Below are 18,973 nucleotides of genomic sequence, written 5' to 3'. Positions count from 1 at the left end.
CCGGAAACGCATGGACACCCACTCGCAGATACTCGCCCTGGAGCAGCGCGTGAGCCGCTCGATCATCGGCCAGGAAAGGGTGGTGCGCAGCATCGTCCTGTGCCTGCTGTGCGACTCGAACCTGCTCCTGGAGGGCATGCCGGGGCTGGCCAAGACCCGCGCCATCCGCAGCCTGGCCGACAACCTGGAAGCCAGCTTCCGGCGCATCCAGTTCACCCCCGACCTGCTGCCCTCCGACATCACCGGCTCGGAAATCTACGTGCCCGACGCCGCCTCGCTGGAAACGGCGTTCCAGTTCCGCCAGGGGCCGCTGTTCGGCAACCTGGTGCTGGTCGACGAAATCAACCGGGCGCCGGCCAAGGTCCAGTCGGCGTTGCTCGAAGCCATGGAAGAACGCCAGGTCACGGTGGCTGGCAAGACCTACCGGCTGCCCCGCCTGTTCATGGCCCTCGCCACGCAGAACCCGGTGGAACAGGAGGGCACCTACAACCTGCCCGAGGCCCAGCTCGACCGCTTCCTGATGAAGGTCAAGGTGGACTACCCCTCGGCGCAGAGCGAAAAGGGCATCCTCGACCTGGTGCGCGACGAGCACCGGCGCCAGTACGCCGAGACCCCACAGGACGCCGCGCCGGAGCCCGAAACGGCCCAGCGCCTGGCGGCCGAGGTGGTCTACCAGGCCTGGCGGGCGGTGGCCGAGGTGCACGTCAGCGAAGCGATCAAGGACTACATAGTCGCCATCGTCCGCGCCAGTCGCGCGCCCTCTGCGCATGACGACGAACTGGCGCAATGGCTCTCGGCCGGCGGCAGCCCGCGCGCCACTCTGGGCCTGGAGCGCGCCGCGCGGGCCCACGCCTGGCTGGCCGGGCGCGACTACGTGGACGCCCGTGACGTCCAGGCGGTGGCCCACGACGTGCTGCGCCACCGCCTGGTGCTGACCTTCCAGGCCGCCGCCGCAGGGGTGACGGTGGAGGCGGCGATCGACAGGATTCTCGGCCTGGTCATCGCTGGGTGATGCCCGTGAGCGCGGAGGAGGGCGTCTACGTCGACCTGCCGGAATTGCTCGGCTACGCCGCCATCGCCCGGCAGATGGCCATCAGCTTCCCGCGGGTGAGCCAGAGCCTGCTGCTGGGCAACCGGCCGTCGCGGCTCAACGGCCGCGGTGGCGCCTTCGACCAGATCCGCCCCTACCTGCAGGGCGACGACGTCCGCGACATCGACTGGAAAGTCACCGCGCGAATGGGCGGCGCACCCTTCGTCCGCGTGTTCAACGAGGAACGACAGCGTTCGCTGCTGCTTCTGGTGGACCAGACCCAGGACATGTTCTTCGGCACCCGCACCCAGCTCAAATCGGTGCTGGCCGCCCGCGCCGCCGCGCAGCTGATGTGGCTCGCCCACCATCGGCGGCAGCCCTGCGGCCTGGTCGTGGTGGGGGAGCGGCAGGTCGATAGCTGCCCGCCACGCCAGGACCGCGGCCACCTCATCCAGGCCTTCGAGCAACTGGCGCGGGCCAACCGCGCGCTCGGCGTCGGCGCCGGCGAAACCCGCGCGGCGACGCAACTGCCGCTGGCCCTCGCGCGCCTGCTGCGGCTGGTGGCGAAGGACGCCGTGGTGGTGCTGATCAGCGACTTCCACAACGTCGATGAACCGACCTGGCGGTTGGTAGACGAACTCGCCGCGCGCAGCCGGGGCCTGGCGATCCCGATCTACGACGGCATCCTCGACAACTGGCCGCAGCAGGGCCAGTTCCTCGCCACCTACGGCGGCATCGAAGCCGAGCTGCGTTTCTCGCCGGACGCCCAGCGCCATGGAGTGGAGGACCGCGCCCGGCGCAACTTCGCCGCGCTGTTGGCGCGCCTGGCCCAGGCCGGCCTTGGCCAGGCGCCGTTCAGCACCTACGAAACCGCGCAGGCCCAGCTCGGCCAGGCCCTGAGCCTGGTAGGGAGCGGCCGGTGAGCGCGCCCTCGCGCAACGACATACCGGGCATCGAGCTGCCGGACCTGGCCGAACTGTCGCCGCCCGCGCCGGTCAGCCTGTTCCCCCAGACCCTGGCCTGGAAGCTCCTGTTCGCCGCCCTCGTCCTCGCGCTGCTGGCGTACCTGCTGTTGCGCTACCGCCGCTACCGTCGCCGCCGCTGGCGCCGCCAGGCACAGGCACTGGCCCGGGTGGCGCGGGCCGAAGCCAGTGGCGATGCCTGGTTCGCCCTGATCAAGCGCGTGTGCCTGGTGCACCAGAGTCGCGAGCGCGTCGCCGGGCTCAGCGACAGCGCCACCCTGGACCAGCTCGACGGGCTGGACGAGTCGACACGCCAGGCTCTGCTCGATCGTCACCATCGGCGCGAAGCGCGCCTGGAGCCGGCGGCCAACGCAGCGGTGGCCGAGACCTTCGCCCGCTGGCTGCAGGAATTGCCCGATGTTCGCTAGCCTGGCGCCCTGGCTGCAGCGCCTGGCGTTCGAATGGGCATGGCTGTGGCTGCTGCTGCCCGCGCCGCTGCTGCTGCACCTGTTGCCGGCCGGCGCTCGCACCCACGGCCACAGCGTGCGCGTGCCCAACCTGCCGAATCTGCTCGGCCCCGAGCCTGCGGCCAGCGCGCCGTCCGGCCGCGACCGCCTGCTGCTGGCGGCATTCGCCGCGCTCTGGCTGTGCCTGCTGTGCGCCGCCACGCGCCCGCAACTGCTGATGCCGGCCAGTTACCGGGAGGTGCCGGTGCGCGACCTGCTGCTGGTACTGGATGTGTCCGCCTCGATGGCCACCGAAGACATGCAGGACGAGGCGGGCGCCAAAGTCAGCCGCATGGCCGCGCTACAGCGGGCGGTGCGTTCGTTCATCCAGGCGCGCCCGGACGACAACATAGGCCTGATCGTCTTCGGCAGCCAGGCCTACCCGTTCGCCCCGCTCAGCCGCGACCACCGCGTGCTGCTGGAGCGCGTGGACGAATTGCGCCCAGCCATGGCCGGCCCGCAGACCAGCATCGGCGACGCCCTCGGCAGCACCTTGAAGATGTTCCGCCAACTGGACGCGGGCGGCCAGGACAGGGAGCGCATGGTGGTGCTGCTGACCGACGGCAAGGACACATCCTCGACGCTGCCGCCGGAAGTCGCCCTGCGCCTGGCGCGCAAGGAACACCTGCGCATCCACACCATAGGCCTGGGCGAGGAGGGCGACGACAGCAGCGACTTACCGCTGCTGCGCAGAATCGCCAGCGAAACCGGCGGCACCTTCCAGCTCGCCGGTCAGAGCGCCCGCTCGTTGCAGGAGGTATACGCCACCCTCGACCGCATCAACCCGCGCAAGCTCCGGCAGCTCGGCTGGTCCTATCGCCTGCCGCTGTACCGCTACCCGCTGCTGGCCGCGCTGGGCGCGCTGGCATTGATTGCGCTGCGCCTGCGCGGCAAACGGGGTGGCCATGCCTGACCTGCACTTCCTGCACCCCTGGTGGTTGCTCGGCGCGGCGCTCTGCGCAGTGGCCGGCGTGCTGCATCGGCGCCGCCGCGCGGCCGACTCGCCCTGGCACCGGGTGCTGGACGCGAAGCTCGCCGGCGCGCTGATCCGCGCCCATGCCGGGCGTTTCGCCTTCGGTGCGCGGGAGTGGTTATGGCTGCTGGCGTGCCTGGGCATGCTCGCCCTGGCCGGGCCCAGCTGGAGCAAACAGGTACCCGCCGAAGTCCGTGAGCAGGCCTTGGTGCTGGTCCTGCTCGGCAATGGCGGCGGCATGTACGCAAGCGACGTCGCGCCGAACCGCAATCGCGCGGCCAAGGCCAGGATCGAGGCGCTGCGCCGGGCGATGCCGCAGGCCTGGTTCGGCGTCATCGCCTACGCCGGCAGCGCCCACCTGGTGATACCGCCCACCCGCGACGACAGCTTCTTCGAACTCTTCCTGCCGCCGCTGGAGCCGGACTTGATGCCCGGCGTGGCCGCGTCGCGCCCCGGCCTCGGGCAGGCGCTCGACCTCGCCCGCAAGGCCATGTCGGGCACAGCGCTGCCGGCCAACCTGGTGATCATGACCGACAGCCTGAGCCCGGCCGAGCGCGCCGAACTCGACGAATTCCACCGCCACTTCGCCGGCGTCGAAGTGCTGGCCGTCGGCACCGCCGAGGGCGGCCCGCCGCGTTTCGCCCCAGCCGGGTGGCCGGCGGCGGACAACGGCCTGGCCCTGGACCAATTCGCCGCGCTGAAGGCCGAGGGCGTCGCCGTCACCGGCCTGGATGCGGGCGGGCAGGACATCGCCTGGCTGCGCCAGCGCATCCACGGCAGCTTGGAAAGGGCGCACAACGGCGACCCGCAGTGGCACTGGGAGGACGCCGGCTACTGGCTGGTGCTGGCCATGCTGCCGATCGCGCTGCTGCTCTATCGCCAACTGCGCGTGCTCGGCCTGGCGCTGCCCCTGACCCTGCTGCTCACCGGCGCCTACACCCCCGACGCCCGCGCCGACTGGCGCGACCTCTGGTGGACCCGCGACCAACAAGGCCAGCAGGCCCTGGACCGTGGCAATTACCGCGGCGCCGCCGAACGCTTCGCCGACCCGTACCGCCGGGGCCGCGCTTACTACCTGGCCGAGGACTACCCGAGCGCGGCCGCCGCCTTTGCCCAGGTGCCAAGCGCCCAAGGCCAGTTCTACCTGGGCAACAGCCTGGCGCGGCAACAACGCTACCAGGCCGCCTTGAAGGCCTATCGCCAGGCGCTGCTGCTCGACCCCGGGCTGGCCGAGGCCAGCGCCAACGCCGGTGCCGTGCAGGCGGTGCTCGACGAGCTAGCCAAGCGCCCCGGCGAGCGACAGAAGGCCGAGCCGGGGGACGCGGACGTCGGTTCGGTCCGCATTGAGCTGACGCCACGCCATGCGCCGAATGACGCGGCACCGGCCGCGAGCGACATGAGCGACGACGAACTGAACCAGTGGATGTCCAACGTGAAGAGCTCGCCACGGGAGATGCTCAAGACGCTGTTCCTGTTGCAAGTGCAGGAAGACGCCGAGGGGGAGGGCGAGTGAACAGGCGCTGGCTGCTGGGCCTGGCCATGCTCGCGCTGGCCGGGTTCGCCGGCGCCGACGACACGGGCTGGGAGGCCCACGTCGAACTGCGCGGCCTGGGCGCCGAGCCGGCGGCGCTGCCGCCGGTATTGGTGCCCAAGCAGAGCGTGCTGCTGAAGGTCAGCGTATGGATGCCCGACGGAGTCAACTGGTACCCGCGCTACCCGCACTGGGACATGCCCGGCGCGACCCTGCTGCCGCTGATGATGCTCACGCCCTCGATCGAGCGTGAACACGGCGGCGCCACCCAGCGCGGCGCCACCCAGAACTACCTGCTGACGCCCCTGGCCGAAGGCGCGCTACGTCTTTCGCCCGACGCCATCGAGGTCGACCCCGACCAGCCCGATTCGCCGCTGCTGCCCATCGAAGCGCCGATCCTGCAGGTGGCGCTGCCGGCCGGCGCGGGTTCCCTGCAGGCCTTCCTGCCGGCCACGGCGCTCAAACTGAGCCAGCGCTTCTACCTGCAGAGTGGCGACGAACCGCCGCACGAACTGGCGGCCGAGGCCCTGGGCCACCTTCGCCTGCGCGCCGGACAACTGCTGGAGCGCCGCCTGACCGTCGAGGCCCTGGGCGTGCAAGGCAACCAGATTCCCGCCCTGGCGGTGGACGCCGACGCCGTGCAACACCAGGCCGAGGTCACCGACCTCAACGACTATGGCGACTTCACCGGCGGCCGCCGAACCGAACACTGGTTCTACGCGCCCGGCGCCAGGTCGAGCCTCGACCTGCAAGCGCTCGACATCCGCTGGTACGAACTGGGCAGCCACCAATTCCGCACCGCGCACCTGGCCGGCGCCAAGGTACAGGCCGACGCCCTGCGCGAGACCGACGCGCGCCTGCGCCTGTCCTGGTGGGAACGTCTCACGCTGCTGCCGGGGCGGACGCTGCTGGCGTTGCCGCTGGCCGCCGCGCTGCTCGGCCTGGCGGTCGTCTATCGGCGCCGCCTGACCCTGCACCTGGGGCGCTGGTGGGGCACCGCCCGGCGCCGCATCGGTGGCGCCGAACCCTGGCTGTTTCTGAGGTTCTGCGTTCGCCTCGGCGCCCTCGGGCCTGCCAGCCCATCGGCCTGGCGTGCCGGCCAACGCTGGCTGCGGTGCAACGGGGCGGACGAAAGCCTGGAGCGATACACCGCGCTACAGGCCTGGGGGCGGGCCCGCTACGCCGCGGAACCGGCGGAGCCTCCCGGCCGCCTGGCGTTGCTCGCCGACCTCATCCGGCTACGCCGCCAGCGCGGCGGGGAATCCCCCGGCGTCCGGCGGCGCCACGAACTTCCCGTCTTGCAGGATCACCAGCGCTGACAGCGTGCTGGCCTCACTTCACCTTCACCACGTCATCCGGCTTCCAGGTCTGGTCGTAGAAGGCATCGCCGGTGCCATACAGGCGTAGGGCAACGAGGAAATTGCGCCCGGGAATGGTCTGGATGAAGGCCGCGTCGGCGATATCCTTGGGCTTCTCCGGGCCGAACCAGATTTCGATGGAGCCGTCGGCCTGCTTGGGAATGTCGTAGTAGCTGTTGGTGGAGGGCAACAGTTGGCCGGTCTGCGGCATGGTGCCGTCGGTGACGTTGTACGCGGTCACCGCCCAGAACAGCGCGGCCGGCGGATTGGGTGGCAGGCGCAGCTTGTAGGTGCTGGCGCCTTCGAGGAACTTGCCGTCCTTGTCGCGGCCGGTGAACGGGTACTTCGAGCCCGCCCCGGTGGTGTGCATCACCATCGCCGGCGCCGAGGAATAGGCGAACTGGAAGAAGTTGGAACGCTGGCTCACGTCCAGGTAGCTGTCCTGCATCCAGTCGGCGGTGCCGCCGGCCCAGGTGTTCTCGTACTGGCGGTCGGTGTAGTAGAGGTTGCGCTTGTCCTCTCGACCCAGCTGGCGGTTGGCCAGGATCATCCGCGGCGCGGTTTCCACGGCCTTTTTCAGCAGCGCCTGCTGCTTTTGCGTGGGCTCGAACGGCTGGCCCTTGACGATCCCGATGGAGGCCAGCACGCCGCGCAGCTCGGGGTCGATGGCGGCCACCGGCTCGTAGTCGACGAAGGCCTTGAGCTTGCTCCAGTAGGTGTTGTCCACCGGGTACATCATGTCCAGCGCCTTGCCGCTGGCGTCGGGGAACTGCATCGGCTTCACGTCCTTCTCGGTCGCCCACAGCGGGTACACGCGGGTGGTCTCGGCCGCCGCCACCGCCGGCGCCGGGTCGGGCTTGCCGTCGCCCTTGGCCATCACCGTGCGGAAGAACAGGAACACGTTGTAGGTGGAGGAACGCACCGCGAAGTAACCGCCCGGCACCGGCCCGTCGTAGCCCGGCGGCAGCAACAGGTAGAGCCCGCCGTTGCCACGGTCCGGGCCGATGGCGCCGACGTCGGTGAGGGTGCGCTGGAAGAAATCGGTGAACATGCCGATCACGTGCGCCGGCGCCTTTACCACCAGCGGCCCGTCCTTCTTCAGGTCCAGGTAGCTCATGGAATAGATCACGTCGGCGTTGGGCGTGGGCACCATGGTTCGCGCGTCCATGCGCTGCTTCCAGATCGGCAGCACGTTGTAGCCACCGCCGAAGGCCTTCTCCGAACCGTCGCGCATGCCGATCACGTTGAGCGCCGGCAGCATGGTCATGTAGGCGTGGATGGCACGCTGGTAGTACAGCTCGTCACGCAGGCTCTCGGCTTCCTTGGGGTCCAGCCAGTTACCGTTGTTGAGCTGCTTGATCAGTGGCGAGGCCGGTGCCTGGTCGGCGGCGCAGGCGGGCAGGGCGGCGAGACCGGCGGTGCCGATCAGGCAGGCGGCGATAGCCGCGCGCAGGGGATGGATGGGCATTGCTTCCTCCTGGAGGATGGGCGAGTTCGTTGGCAATGAGTCTAGGAGGCGTGCGCAGACGCGATAGCCGAAAAGCGAAGCGCTCGCTGCGCTACTCGGTGGCGAGGTTCGCCAGGCGCCGGAAGCCACTCTTGATTGGCGCGCCAGCCGCCCCCGACGCGACGGATTGCTGCGCAAAGCCCGACGAACGGCGTCGCAGTGGCTACGCTTGAGCGAGGGCGGAACGATCGCCGTCGGTTCAACGTCATTGCCCATCGCGAGGGGCCAAGGAGCTGGATGAATGAGGCGCTGGGTCAGCATGCTGCTGTTGCTGTTCATCGCATTGCCCGGGTTGGCGCTGGCGGAACCGCCGCTGGACACCACCGAAGGCGTGCCGGGCGCGCCGGCGGAACTGAAGGTGGCCAACCGCAGCGTCATCGTGCTGCATGCCACCTTGCTCGGGGAAACCCCGGAAATGCGCGTGCAGCGCGCCAAGGCGGTGATCGAGGACCTGCTGCAGGGCACCGAGGAACTCAAGGTCGGCGTCGACCCCATTCTGCACAGCTACCTGGTGCTGCTGGGTGGCCGGCGGGCCTTCATCGTCTCGCCGCAGGACCTCGACCCACCCGGCGGCGACGCCCGCGCGGCCGCCGAGCAGGCCGCCGCCACCCTGCGCGTGGTAGTGGCGGAAACCGGGCAGGCGCGCAGCCTGCGCTTCCTGCTGACGGCGCTGGGCTTCTCGGCGGTGGCCACGCTGGTCTACGTGCTGCTGCTCAAGGGCACCGGCTTCGTCCGCCGCAAGCTGCGCGGGCTGTTGCCGCAACTGATGAGCGAGCGCACCCACCAGATCAAGGTCGCGCATACGCCGCTGTTCGACATGCAGTACCTGTACTACCTGGTGGATCGCCTGCTGGCGCTGGCCTACTGGCTGTTCGTGCTGCTGTTCACCTACAAGTGGCTGAGCTTCGTGCTCTCGCAGTTCCCCTACACGCGGCCCTGGGGCGAAAGCCTCAACGTCTACCTGCTGCGGCTGTTCAACTACCTGCTCGACGGCATCGTCAGCGCCATTCCCGGCATCGCCGTGGCCATCGCCATCTTTTTCATCGCCCGTGCCGTCAGTGGCTTCACCCGCCGCCTGCTGGAGCGCATGGCGCGGCCGGGGACCATCCGCTGGCTGACCCTGGAAACCCTGCAGCCGACCACCCGCCTGACCTCCCTGGCGATCTGGCTGTTCGCCCTGGTGATGGCTTACCCGTACCTGCCCGGTTCCGGCACCGATGCCTTCAAGGGCCTGTCGGTGCTGCTGGGCCTGATGATCTCGCTGGGCGCCTCGAGCATGGTCGGCCAGGCCGCCGCCGGGCTGATCCTCACCTATTCGCGCACGCTCAGGGTCGGCGAGTACGTGCGCGTGGGCGACAACGAAGGCACCGTCACCGAAGTGGGCATGTTCAACACCACCATCCGCACCGGCCTGGGCGAGGTGCTGACGCTGCCCAACTCGATGATCACCGGTTCCGTGACGCGCAACTATTCACGCGCCGTGTCGGGCCCCGGCTACATCGTGGATACCGTGGTGACCATCGGCTACGACACGCCCTGGCGCCAGGTGGAAGCGATGCTGGTGGAAGCCGCGCGGCGCACCGACGGCATTCTCGAAAAGCCGCGGCCGCAGGTGTTCCAGACGGCGCTGTCGGACTTCTATCCGGAGTACCGCCTGGTGGCCCAGGCCATCCCCAGCGAACCGCGACCGCGCGCCGAGCTGCTGAGCGTGTTGCACGCGAACATCCAGGACGTGTTCAACGAGCACGGCGTGCAGATCATGTCGCCGCACTACGAAGAAGACCCGCGCGACGCCAAATGGGTGCCGCGCGAGCGCTGGTACGCCGCGCCGGCCAAGGCACCGGCCGGGAAAGCCGGCAGCGACGACGAATCGCAGTGAAATCACCGGTTGCGCATTGCCCGGCGCCGATTCCTTGCCTAGATTTACCTGCGAGCGCACGTACCTGCGTGAGTCGCAGCGACAGGCACCTGCACCTCGACGAAGTTCACTGACCAAGGAACGAATTCATGAGAAGCAAACTGCTGACCAAGAGTGCAATCTTCGCCGTGTTGGGTGCCGCCAGCCTGCTGGCCCAGGCCGACCAGGCCGGGGGCAACGGTTGCGGCTGGGGCAACATGGTGTTCGAAGGGCAGCGTGGCCTGTTCCCGCACCTGCTGGCCACCACCACCAACGGCACCTCCGGCAACGCCACCTTCGGCCTGACCTCCGGCACCAACGGCTGTAACTCCGACGCCCGCCTGGGCTACGGCGGCCGCTCGATCTTCGCCATGAACGGCATGCTCGACAACATCGCCGAAGACATGGCCAAGGGCCACGGCGAGGCGCTGGACGCCTACGCCACGCTGCTCGGCGTGGAAGCCAAGGACCGCGCGCACTTCGCCCAGGTCACCCAGCAGCACTTCGGTGAAATCTTCGCCAGCAAGGACGCTACCGGCGAGCAGGTGTACACCAACACCCTGGCCGTGATGCAGCGCGACACCACCCTGGCGCGCTACGCCCGCCAGCCGGTCTGACGAACGCCAGACGAAAAAATGCCCTCTTCGGAGGGCATTTTTTATTCGCCATAACGGTGAGTTGGCTGTCCCGCGAACGTTGGCTTGTCTATGGAGTCTCGCCAGTTATTAGCGATCCTCGCGGGTGTGCCACAGGCGCAACAGGTAGATGGTGGAGTCGACAATTTCGTAGCGCATCTCGTAATGCCCGACCAGAATCCGCCGCACGTCTCGCGGATCGAACTCCTCCAGCCGCTCCCCGATACGAGGGTTAGCCAGCAACGCAGTCGGTGCCGTCGCGAGCCTCTGCACCGTATGCGCAGCGGTGGGCCGGTTCACCGTCGCCAGGAACTCGTAGAGACGAGCCAGATCCGACAGGGCCTTGCTCGTCCACTTCAACTCCATTAGCGCGGTATGGGCAATGGGGAATCGGTGCTCAGGCTGTCGGCCCAGGCCTGGACAGCCTGATGGTCGATCACACGGCCGGCATCCACATCGGCCAGCGCCTCGCGAGTCAGGCGACTGCGTTCCTCTTCCTGGTCGAGCCACTCAGTCAGCGCTTGCTTCACAATCCAGTTCTTGGAACGCTCCAGGCGCTCGGCGATCTCGTCAACGCGTTCGGCCAGCTCTACAGGGACGTGAGCGGTAACTGATCGAGTTTTGGCGGTGGCGGCCATAATCGTTGCTCCAGTGGGGCGGGCTTCGGATACCCGTCGCGCCCAGATTCCAGCCGGCTCAGGCTGAGCTAGCCCTGGCATGGCGTTTTTCATTTTTGCCATCCAGCAGTCAGCTTGATTAAAAATTAATCATAATTAATAACGTCGAGACACGGAAGCCGCAGCGACATACGGTGCTGTAATGCTTACGAGCCCCCTCAAAGGCCGGACGCAAAAATGCCCTCTTCGGAGGGCATTTTCGTTGCTGCGGCACTCAGCGGCGGTCTTCGTCCCGGGCCTCCTGGGCCAGCGTGAAGAGTTGCCGGGCTTCGCCGGCCAGCGGCGCCAGGGCGGCGGCTATCCGCGAGGTCTCCAGCACCAGGGGGTGCTCGTCGTTGTGGTTTTCCAGCACGCAGAGGATGTCCTCCAGGGCCTTCAGGCGGCGCTCGGCAACGCCGAAGAGGTTCTCGGTCGGCGCACTGGGGTTCACGTACAGCACGCCCTCGTAGCACTGTTGGCGCAGCGCCTGGAGCTTGTGATCAGCCATGGGGCACCTCCGTGCGAGCGGGGCGGTGGGACGGTATTGCACGCATGTCACTGTGGGTTGGATAGTGCATTTCCATTGCTCCTGTTGGAGGAAGGAACCGCCAACCCGGGATTGGGGAGGCGGGTCGTGCGGGGTCGCAGTACCGGAGCAGCTCTCGCGTCACCCGGCCAGGCAATTGCCTGCCCCACACGACCCACCAATGCAGCTGGGGGTGTGCAAAACGCCAGGGCGATAAGCCTTGGCGCTGGATGCGAGAGGAAGCGTTTCCGGACTGCGATCCGGGCCACGGGATTGACCGTGGCGGGAGTCGAATCTATGGGCGCGCCTCGTAAGACGGCAAGGCCAATGGCTCGTGGGATTTTTCGTTAAAAACAGGGTCAGGCCCTGACTCGCCGTAGGAGCGGACTCCGTCCGCGATGGGCCGTCGCGCGGGGCTATTCGCGGACGGAGTCCGCTCCTACAAAACCAACCACGCCGGCTGCGAGGGCGCGGCGACTGGGTTATCCCCTACACGGGCCGCCGCAAACAGGAGAGGGGCCGTTCGCTGCGGCCGGGAAGCCCGGAGTCAATTGGTAGGAACAACTGTCTTGCCGGCAGCGCCGAGGCGCTCTTCGTAGGAGCGGGCCGTGCCCGCGAATCGCGCGCATGGCGCGCGCCTACAGGATGACGCTGGCGTCCAGGCTGGGCAGCCTGGGTCAGAGTCGCGGGCGTCAAATGAGTGGGGGAGAAGATGCCCCGGTGCATCCGCACCGGGGCAGGGTGGTCACTTCTTCAGTGCCTGGAAGCTCTTGACCATGTCCGAAGCCCAGCCGTCGATCACCGCGCGGGCGTCGCTGGCCTTCATCACCTGGGAGGAGTTGTCCAGCTCGGCGCCGGCGCCCTTGCGCACCACCTGGGCCACCACTTCGTTGTTGCTGCCGTCGAGGAAGGCCGCTTCGGTGGCGATGCTGGTGTCCTGGTCACGGATGCCGGTGGCGGCGCTGACGCCAGCGGCTACCAGGGCGATGGGGATCACTTCGTAGGGCTGCAGGCCCTTGGTCGAGGCGCTCACGGCGGTGATCGCCGGGCGCACCACCAGCACGCCCGGGCCGGGGCCGCTGGCCAGCGGCAGCACCTTGGCGAATTGGGTTTTCAGGGCCTGGTCGTAGTAGTTGGTGATGCCGGTCAGGGTGCTCTGCGGAATCTTCTCGGTGGGCTGCGGCTGCGGGTACAGCTGGCTGGGCTCGATGTACACGCTGCTGAAGCGGTTGACGTCGACGCCCGGCTGGATCCAGCGCATCACCGGCGCGCCGGAAGGCGATTTCTCTTCCTTGAGCACCTTGTAGTTCTTCAGGAACCCGGAGTATTCCTCCGGCGCCACGTACTTGCTCGCGCAGCCGGAGAGGACCAGGGAGGCGAGGCACAGGGATACCGCTAACGTCTTCAACTTCATTCGAGTTGCTCCTTGTGGACGGTGCTGCTTTCTAGTGTTGGCGGTGTAGTCGGCTTGCCCGGGCCGGATCAGTCGTCGTCCCCGCTCACGATCGGCAGTTCCGGGCACAGCTTGCGACGGTGTTCCAAGGGGGTCATGCCGAACCAGCGCTGGTGCGCGCGGCAGAACGAGGTGGTGCGCAGGTAGCCCAGCTGGCGGGCGATCTGGCCGACGCCCAGGCCACTGTAGCGAAGCATCTTTTCCGCCTGGTTGCGGCGGATGCGGTCGACGTGGTCCTCGAAGTCGATGCCGTCGACAGCAAGGCGCCGCTGCAGCGTGCGCGGGTGCAGGCCCAGGCTGCCGGCGACGTGTTCGAGGTTGCAACGATGGTTCGGCAACAGCGCCTGGATGCGTTGCTCGACTTCCGCGCGCAGGTCACCCTCGATGTCGCCCTGGGCCTCCAGGTAGAAACGCAGGATGGCATGCAGGGTGGCATCGTGCTGCGCGCTGGGGCGTTGCAGGATTTCCGGCGGCAGCACCAGGATGTTGTGCTCCTGGTGGAACAGCACCGGGCAGCCGTAGTAGCGCTCGTAGGTGCTCAAGTCGCCCAGTTGGCCATGGCGCAGCAGCACTGTCCGCGGCTGGAATGGCCTGCCCAGCACTTCGCTGATCAGCAGGCGCCCCTGCAGTACCGATTTCTCGACGATCTGCGGCAACTCCTGGCTGCTGGGCAGGGCGTTGTCGAAGTACAGCAGCGCCTGGCCGGGGCGGCGCTCCAGGCGGTAGTGGATCGACGGGCTGTACAGGCGCATGTAGCGCAGCACCGCCACCAGCGCTTCGCCGACGGTGGGGGCGGTGCGCGCCAGGTGCTGCAAGGGGCCGATCAGCGCCAGGCCCTGGCGCTCGCCCAGCTCCAGCCCCAGGTGCGGCAGGCCCAGCGCGCGGGCGCTGCCCTCGAAGATCTGCGCCAGGCTCTGGTAGGGCAGCTGCCTGTCGAAGTTGCCGACCACATCCATGTCGACCTTGAACGGCGCCAGGTGCGCGCGTAGCGAAACGCCGTGCTGGCCGAGCAGTTCGCCGTACTGGAGGAACGCGGTACCGCGTACGCTGGCCATCAGAAGCGCCAGGTCACGCCGCCGCCCAGCACATGCAGGGCGGTGGCCTTGTAGGTGCCGGAGAGGGTGGTGCCGGAGCGTTTCTTGGTCTGCTCCACATCCATGTCGCCCAGCCACATCAGGGTGTAGGCGAAGTGCACGTCCATGCCGTCACCGAGGTCGTAGTTGACCCCGGTGGACATACGCCAGACGGCGCCGGCCGGGTTGTCCACGGTGCGGTCGCTGTCGTCGACCATCGGGCTGTCGTAGCCGAAGCCGATGCCCCAGCGCAGGCGCGGGCTGTACTGATACAAGGTGCCGATCGAGGCGTTCCAGGAGTCCTTGTACTTGCGGTCGACGGTGGTGCTGGTGCCGGCGGCGTTGGTATCCACTTCGACGCCGACCCTGCCGAAGTCGCTCCAGTCCTGCCAGCCCACGCTGCCGAGCAGGCTCCATTGCGAATCCAGCTCGTGCACCACGCTGAGCAACGCGGTCTGCGGGATGTTCATGTCCAACTCCAACTGGTCGACGTTGACCCGGTTCAGGGCCAGGTTGAGCAGCGGGTTGTTGATGTTCTTGAGTTCCGGGCGGTCCTTGAACTCGAACTTGACCTTGCTGGTGTAGGCGAAACCGATGCGGGTGCTGGGGGTGATCTTGTAGAGCAGGCCGATGTTGAAGCCGGCGGCCGTATCGGTGTCCTTGTAGCGCAACTGGCCGTCGGGGCGGTCCACCAGGCCCAGCACGCTGTTGTTCACCGCGACTTCCTCGCGCAGGTAGCCGTAGACCAGGCGCGGGCCGATGCCTACCGAGAAGTCGTCGGTGAACTTGTGCGCCAGGGTCGGCTGGAAAGACACGCCGATAAGGGTCGACTCCTGGTTGAAGTAGCGGCCCGCCCAGTCGTCGTCGTAGTCGGCCATCAGGCCGAAGTTGCCATACATGCCGAAGCCGATGGCATTGCGGTCGTCGATCTGGTGGCTGATGAAGAAGCTGGCGCCGGGCAGGTACTTCAGCGCGTTGCCGCCTTCGTTGCCGTCGAACTGGTTGTTGGAGTCGCGGGCAAAGGTGTAGTGGCCGAGGATCAGCTGTCCGTTGGCGCTGATCTGCGTGCCCTTGAGCTCGGTGATGCCGGCCGGGTTGTTCATCAGCACGCTGGGGTCGAGGGTCAGTGCCGCGGAACCGGCGTTGGCGTAGCCATTGCCCTCCTGGCCCACCTCGTAGATCAGCAGGTCAGCGGCCCAGGCGGGGCTGGAAAGCAGGCCCAAGGCGAGGGTCAAGGCGCAATACGGTGGGCGGGTGACTGTTTTCTTGTCGTTCATGGCGCTTCCTGTGCTCGTTCGGCGGCCGCCCAACCACCCCTTCGAGGGATTGCGGCGGCTGCAATAGAGCCTAGATACTGGGGCGGGTAGTGCAAGCGCGGCGACTCTGGCGCCGGTCAGGGCTGTTCATTAGGCGACAATGACACCATCGACCTTTCGGCTGACTACAGTTACCGCATCGTCCCGCGGTGGTTCGCCACGGGCGTCTTGATGGCCAGAACAAGGAACAGACAGTGAGCACACGCGAGCAGATCGCCAGCCTGGAGGCCAGCGTGGCGGCCCAGGTGCTGGGGCAGGAACAGACCATCCGGCACATCCTGCTGGGCCTTCTGGCCAACGGCCATGTATTGCTGGAAAGCTTGCCTGGCCTGGCCAAGACCCGCACGGTGAAGGCGCTGTCGAAAAATCTCGACGCACGCATGAGCCGCATCCAGTTCACCCCCGACCTGCTGCCCTCGGACATCACCGGCGGCGAGATCCTGCAGCAGACCGAAACCGGCAACCAGCTGAAGTTCCAGGCCGGGCCGCTGTTCGGCAACGTGATCCTCGCCGACGAGATCAACCGTGCCCCGGCCAAGGTCCAGGCGGCCCTGCTGGAGGCCATGGAGGAACGCCAGATCACCGTGGCCGGGCAGACCCACCCGATGCCCGGCCTGTTCATGGTGCTGGCCACGCAGAACCCCATCGAGCAGGAGGGCACCTACCCGCTGCCCGAGGCGCAGATGGACCGCTTCCTGATGAAGCTGCTGATCGACTACCCCAAGGTGGAAGACGAAACCCGCGTGCTGCGCCTGGTGCGCGAGGAGGAGCAGCGCCAGCAAGGCGGTGGCCGCGCCGAAGCGCCCACGCCGCTGGCCCAGGAGGCGATCTTCGCGGCCCGCGCCGAAGTGGGCCAGGTGCATGTGTCGGAGGCCATCGATCGCTACCTGATCGACCTGATCAACGCCAGCCGCCACCCGGCCGACTACGACGCCGACCTGGCGCGCTGGCTGAAGGTGGGCGCCAGCCCGCGCGGCGGCATCAGCCTGGACCGCGTGGCGCGCGCCCACGCCTGGCTGGACGGTAACGACTATGTGTCGCCGGACGACGTGCGCGCCGTGCTGCACCCGGTGCTGCGCCACCGCCTGCTGTTGTCCTATGACGCCGTCGCCGACGGCGTGGGCGCCGACCAGGTGATCGACCGCCTGCTCGACAAGGTCGCGGTGCCGGCCTGAGGGGAGGGTGGCCATGCAGACCGTCGCCGATGGGTTCGTCTACGCCTCGCTGCCCCAGCTGATGCTGCTGGAGCACCAGGTGCGCGGGCTAAGTTTTCTCTCGCGGCAACCGCTGGCCAGCGTGTTGTCCGGCAACCACGCGGCGCGCCTGCGCGGCCGCGGCCTGAGCTTCGACGAGCTGCGCCAGTACAGCCCCGGCGACGACCTGCGGCACCTCGACTGGCGCGCGTCGATGCGCTATGGCAAGCCGTTCATCCGCGCCTACACCGAGGAGCGCGACCGCCCGACGCTGCTGCTGGTGGACCAGCGCATGAGCATGTACTTCGGCTCGCAGCGCAACTTCAAGTCGGTGACCGCCGCCGAGCTGGCCGCCATCGGCGCCTGGATGGCGCTGGGCTCGGGCGATCGCGTCGGCGGCCTGGTGTTCGGCGACCAGGCCATCGAATACATCCGCCCGCTGCGCAGCCGCGCGCGGGTGGAGGCGCTGTGCGCGGCGGTGGTGCGGCACAACCACGCCCTGCGCGCCACGCGCACCGAGGATGAGTCGCCGGGCCAGTTGGACCGGGTACTGCGCGAGTGCCTGGCGGTGGCCGGGCACGACGCGCTGATCGTGATCATCAGCGACTTTGCCGGGGTCGGCCCGCAGACGCTGCAACTGCTGCGCCAGCTCAGCGCGCACAACGACGTGCTGGCGTTGCAGGTGTTCGACCCCATCGCCATGAAGATACCCGACCGTGGCCGGGTCACCGTGACCCAGGGCGAGTTGCAGGTGGAGCTGGAGGTGGGCCGGCGCCAGGTGCACCAGCCCCTGGGCGACTTCCTCGTCGGGCGCCTGAAGGACGTGGCCACGCTGCTGCGCCGCAGCCAGGTGCCGCTGATGATGTTCAGCACCGGGCGCGAAAGCCTGGAACAGCTGCGCGGCGAGCTGGGCCGGCTGACGGGGATACCGCGATGACCCTCGTGGCCACGCCGAGCCTCGACCGGATGCAGGAACTGGCCCTGCCGGCGCCGGTCGCCAGCTACTGGCCGCAGACCTGGGGCTGGCTGCTGGTGCTGCTGATCGTTGTGGCATTGCTGGCGGCCTGGGCCGTGCGCCGTTACCTGCGCTGGCGGCGCGACCGTTACCGGCGCGAGGCGCTGGCCCTGTTCGACACGCTCAGCGCCAGCCTGGCGGACCCGCACCGGCGCCTGGCCGCGCTGCGTGAATTGCCGGCGCTGCTCAAGCGTGTGGCGCTGTCGATGCCCGGCGGCGAAGCCTCGGCGCGCCTGGGCGGCGACGACTGGCAGGCGTTCCTGCAACGCCGCAGCGCCGCACCCTTGCCGGCGGACTTCGCCCAGCGCCTGGCGCTGCTGGCCTACGCCCCGGCCGAGCGTGTGCAGGCCCTGGCCGATGGCGAGGTGCAAGCGCTGCTGGCGGCCAGCCGACACTGGATCGAGGCGCACCATGTGGCAGTTTGACTATCCCTGGCTGCTGTTCCTGCTACCGCTGCCCTGGCTGGCCTGGCGCCTGTTGCGCGCCTACCACGAGTCGCGCAGCGCGCTGCGCGTGCCGTTCTTCGCCGCCATGAGCCGCGCCACCGGCCAGGCGCCGGGCCACGCCGGCGCAGGCGGGCGCTGGCAGTTACCGTTGAATCTGCTGGTGTGGGGGCTGCTGGTGGCCGCGTGCGCCCGGCCGGTGCTGGTGGAGAAGCCGATCGAGAAGGAACTGCCGATCCGCGACCTGATGCTGGCCATCGACATCTCGCAATCCATGCAGACCCGCGACTATACCGGCCCCGACGGCCAGAAGACCGACCGCCTGACGGCGGTGAAGGGCGTGGTGCGCGACTTCATCGCCAGGCGCAAGGACGACCGCATCGGCCTGATCGTCTTCGGCACCGGCGCCTTCCCGCAGTCGCCGCCGACCCTGGACCACGCCAGCCTGTCGACCCTGCTCGACGAGGTGGGCATCGGCATGGCCGGGCCGAACACCGCGCTGGGCGACGCCATCGGCCTGACCATCAAGCTGCTGGAGAAGACCCGGGAGCAGGAGAAGGTGCTGATCCTGCTCACCGACGGCAACGACACCGGCAGCGCCATCACCCCCGACCACGCGGCGGCCATGGCCCGCGACCGGGGCATCGTGGTGCACACCATCGGCATCGGCGACCCCCAGGCCAGCGGCGACGCGAAGGTGGACCTGCAAGCCCTGCAGGGGATCAGCCAGACCACCGGCGGGCGCTACTTCCGCGCCGGCGACAGCGGCGCGCTGCAGCAGGTGTACGCCACCCTCGACCAGATCACCCCGCACAAGGTGAAGACCTTCAGCCACCAACCCAAGCGCGACCTGTTCTGGCTGCCGCTGGGCGCCGCGCTGCTGGCCCTGACCCTGGCCC

At 68.4% G+C, this 18,973-nt stretch carries 19 protein-coding genes; 12 read left to right on the top strand and 7 right to left on the bottom strand.

Going from position 1 to position 18,973, the window contains the following annotated elements:
- Positions 1-10: 10 nt before the first annotated feature.
- Genes P3W75_RS23330 through P3W75_RS23305 form a run of 6 tightly spaced genes read left to right on the top strand, consistent with a single transcriptional unit; the run spans position 11 to position 6,321 of the window.
- Positions 11-1,012, top strand: coding sequence for an AAA family ATPase (locus tag P3W75_RS23330; protein ID WP_276229687.1), 1,002 nt, complete (start codon positions 11-13; stop codon positions 1,010-1,012).
- Positions 1,013-1,017: 5 nt separating this feature from the next.
- Positions 1,018-1,953, top strand: a complete 936-nt coding sequence (locus tag P3W75_RS23325; protein WP_276229686.1) for a DUF58 domain-containing protein — start codon at positions 1,018-1,020, stop codon at positions 1,951-1,953.
- A complete protein-coding gene (locus tag P3W75_RS23320; protein WP_276229685.1) occupies positions 1,950-2,420 on the top strand; it encodes a DUF4381 family protein in 471 nt (156 codons plus the stop codon). Before P3W75_RS23325 ends, P3W75_RS23320 begins: the two co-directional genes overlap by 4 nt.
- A complete protein-coding gene (locus P3W75_RS23315) occupies positions 2,410-3,411 on the top strand; it encodes a VWA domain-containing protein (protein ID WP_276229684.1) in 1,002 nt (333 codons plus the stop codon). Before P3W75_RS23320 ends, P3W75_RS23315 begins: the two co-directional genes overlap by 11 nt.
- Positions 3,404-4,984, top strand: a complete 1,581-nt coding sequence (locus P3W75_RS23310; RefSeq protein WP_276229683.1) for a VWA domain-containing protein — start codon at positions 3,404-3,406, stop codon at positions 4,982-4,984. Before P3W75_RS23315 ends, P3W75_RS23310 begins: the two co-directional genes overlap by 8 nt.
- Positions 4,981-6,321, top strand: a complete 1,341-nt coding sequence (locus P3W75_RS23305) for a hypothetical protein (protein ID WP_276229682.1) — start codon at positions 4,981-4,983, stop codon at positions 6,319-6,321. Before P3W75_RS23310 ends, P3W75_RS23305 begins: the two co-directional genes overlap by 4 nt.
- Positions 6,322-6,334: 13 nt before the next feature.
- Here P3W75_RS23305 and P3W75_RS23300 read toward each other — a convergent pair whose 3' ends face one another.
- The gene (locus P3W75_RS23300; RefSeq protein WP_276229681.1) at positions 6,335-7,828 is read right to left on the bottom strand and encodes a DUF1254 domain-containing protein; all 1,494 of its coding nucleotides are present in this window, start codon (positions 7,826-7,828) and stop codon (positions 6,335-6,337) included.
- 280 nt (positions 7,829-8,108) lie between these two features.
- Between P3W75_RS23300 and P3W75_RS23295 the strand changes: the two genes are divergently transcribed.
- Both P3W75_RS23295 and P3W75_RS23290 read left to right on the top strand, forming a co-directional pair.
- On the top strand, positions 8,109-9,746 hold the full coding sequence (locus P3W75_RS23295; protein WP_276229680.1) for a mechanosensitive ion channel family protein: 1,638 nt from the start codon (positions 8,109-8,111) through the stop codon (positions 9,744-9,746).
- A gap of 128 nt (positions 9,747-9,874) precedes the next feature.
- On the top strand, positions 9,875-10,381 hold the full coding sequence (locus tag P3W75_RS23290) for a DUF3015 domain-containing protein (protein ID WP_276229679.1): 507 nt from the start codon (positions 9,875-9,877) through the stop codon (positions 10,379-10,381).
- 108 nt (positions 10,382-10,489) lie between these two features.
- Here P3W75_RS23290 and P3W75_RS23285 read toward each other — a convergent pair whose 3' ends face one another.
- The 6 genes from P3W75_RS23285 to P3W75_RS23260 all read right to left on the bottom strand — a co-directional run bounded on the left by P3W75_RS23285 (position 10,490) and on the right by P3W75_RS23260 (position 15,384).
- Positions 10,490-10,765, bottom strand: a complete 276-nt coding sequence (locus P3W75_RS23285) for a type II toxin-antitoxin system RelE/ParE family toxin (protein WP_276229678.1) — start codon at positions 10,763-10,765, stop codon at positions 10,490-10,492.
- Positions 10,765-11,037 (bottom strand): CopG family ribbon-helix-helix protein, encoded by a 273-nt coding sequence (locus P3W75_RS23280; RefSeq protein ID WP_276229677.1) that lies wholly within the window; start codon positions 11,035-11,037, stop codon positions 10,765-10,767. The genes P3W75_RS23285 and P3W75_RS23280 overlap by 1 nt, the downstream gene beginning before the upstream one ends.
- Positions 11,038-11,290: 253 nt before the next feature.
- Positions 11,291-11,563, bottom strand: a complete 273-nt coding sequence (locus P3W75_RS23275; RefSeq protein WP_276229676.1) for a hypothetical protein — start codon at positions 11,561-11,563, stop codon at positions 11,291-11,293.
- Between the two features lie 763 nt (positions 11,564-12,326).
- On the bottom strand, positions 12,327-12,995 hold the full coding sequence (locus tag P3W75_RS23270) for a DUF3313 domain-containing protein (protein ID WP_276229675.1): 669 nt from the start codon (positions 12,993-12,995) through the stop codon (positions 12,327-12,329).
- 68 nt (positions 12,996-13,063) lie between these two features.
- Positions 13,064-14,089, bottom strand: a complete 1,026-nt coding sequence (locus P3W75_RS23265) for an AraC family transcriptional regulator (protein WP_276229674.1) — start codon at positions 14,087-14,089, stop codon at positions 13,064-13,066.
- Positions 14,089-15,384, bottom strand: coding sequence for an OmpP1/FadL family transporter (locus P3W75_RS23260; protein ID WP_276229673.1), 1,296 nt, complete (start codon positions 15,382-15,384; stop codon positions 14,089-14,091). Before P3W75_RS23260 ends, P3W75_RS23265 begins: the two co-directional genes overlap by 1 nt.
- A gap of 233 nt (positions 15,385-15,617) precedes the next feature.
- Between P3W75_RS23260 and P3W75_RS23255 the strand changes: the two genes are divergently transcribed.
- The 4 genes from P3W75_RS23255 to P3W75_RS23240 form a co-directional block, all read left to right on the top strand.
- A complete protein-coding gene (locus tag P3W75_RS23255) occupies positions 15,618-16,598 on the top strand; it encodes an AAA family ATPase (RefSeq protein WP_276229672.1) in 981 nt (326 codons plus the stop codon).
- A 13-nt stretch (positions 16,599-16,611) separates the two neighbouring features.
- Positions 16,612-17,553, top strand: a complete 942-nt coding sequence (locus P3W75_RS23250) for a DUF58 domain-containing protein (RefSeq protein WP_276229671.1) — start codon at positions 16,612-16,614, stop codon at positions 17,551-17,553.
- Positions 17,550-18,056: a DUF4381 domain-containing protein gene (locus P3W75_RS23245; protein ID WP_276229670.1), complete on the top strand. Its 507-nt coding sequence runs from the start codon at positions 17,550-17,552 to the stop codon at positions 18,054-18,056. Before P3W75_RS23250 ends, P3W75_RS23245 begins: the two co-directional genes overlap by 4 nt.
- Positions 18,043-18,973, top strand: a 931-nt coding sequence (locus P3W75_RS23240) for a vWA domain-containing protein (protein ID WP_276229669.1), incomplete at its 3' end; no start/stop codon positions are given. The genes P3W75_RS23245 and P3W75_RS23240, both read left to right, overlap by 14 nt.

This window comes from Pseudomonas citronellolis (genome assembly GCF_029335315.1).
GTDB classification, from domain to species: Bacteria; Pseudomonadota; Gammaproteobacteria; order Pseudomonadales; family Pseudomonadaceae; genus Pseudomonas; species Pseudomonas citronellolis_A.
The sequence above is the reverse complement of the archived record's forward strand: the minus strand, read 5'-3'. Positions and strand labels throughout refer to the sequence as shown.

Excerpts from the sequence above, each read along its gene's own strand:
- P3W75_RS23330 (WP_276229687.1), top strand. The coding sequence starts at position 11 with ATGGACACCCACTCGCAGATACTCGCCCTGGAGCAGCGCGTGAGCCGC.
- P3W75_RS23315 (WP_276229684.1), top strand. The coding sequence starts at position 2,410 with ATGTTCGCTAGCCTGGCGCCCTGGCTGCAGCGCCTGGCGTTCGAATGG.
- P3W75_RS23310 (WP_276229683.1), top strand. The coding sequence starts at position 3,404 with ATGCCTGACCTGCACTTCCTGCACCCCTGGTGGTTGCTCGGCGCGGCG.
- P3W75_RS23300 (WP_276229681.1), bottom strand. The coding sequence starts at position 7,828 with ATGCCCATCCATCCCCTGCGCGCGGCTATCGCCGCCTGCCTGATCGGC.
- P3W75_RS23295 (WP_276229680.1), top strand. The coding sequence starts at position 8,109 with ATGAGGCGCTGGGTCAGCATGCTGCTGTTGCTGTTCATCGCATTGCCC.
- P3W75_RS23290 (WP_276229679.1), top strand. The coding sequence starts at position 9,875 with ATGAGAAGCAAACTGCTGACCAAGAGTGCAATCTTCGCCGTGTTGGGT.
- P3W75_RS23285 (WP_276229678.1), bottom strand. The coding sequence starts at position 10,765 with ATGGAGTTGAAGTGGACGAGCAAGGCCCTGTCGGATCTGGCTCGTCTC.
- P3W75_RS23280 (WP_276229677.1), bottom strand. The coding sequence starts at position 11,037 with ATGGCCGCCACCGCCAAAACTCGATCAGTTACCGCTCACGTCCCTGTA.
- P3W75_RS23275 (WP_276229676.1), bottom strand. The coding sequence starts at position 11,563 with ATGGCTGATCACAAGCTCCAGGCGCTGCGCCAACAGTGCTACGAGGGC.
- P3W75_RS23270 (WP_276229675.1), bottom strand. The coding sequence starts at position 12,995 with ATGAAGTTGAAGACGTTAGCGGTATCCCTGTGCCTCGCCTCCCTGGTC.
- P3W75_RS23265 (WP_276229674.1), bottom strand. The coding sequence starts at position 14,089 with ATGGCCAGCGTACGCGGTACCGCGTTCCTCCAGTACGGCGAACTGCTC.
- P3W75_RS23260 (WP_276229673.1), bottom strand. The coding sequence starts at position 15,384 with ATGAACGACAAGAAAACAGTCACCCGCCCACCGTATTGCGCCTTGACC.
- P3W75_RS23250 (WP_276229671.1), top strand. The coding sequence starts at position 16,612 with ATGCAGACCGTCGCCGATGGGTTCGTCTACGCCTCGCTGCCCCAGCTG.
- P3W75_RS23245 (WP_276229670.1), top strand. The coding sequence starts at position 17,550 with ATGACCCTCGTGGCCACGCCGAGCCTCGACCGGATGCAGGAACTGGCC.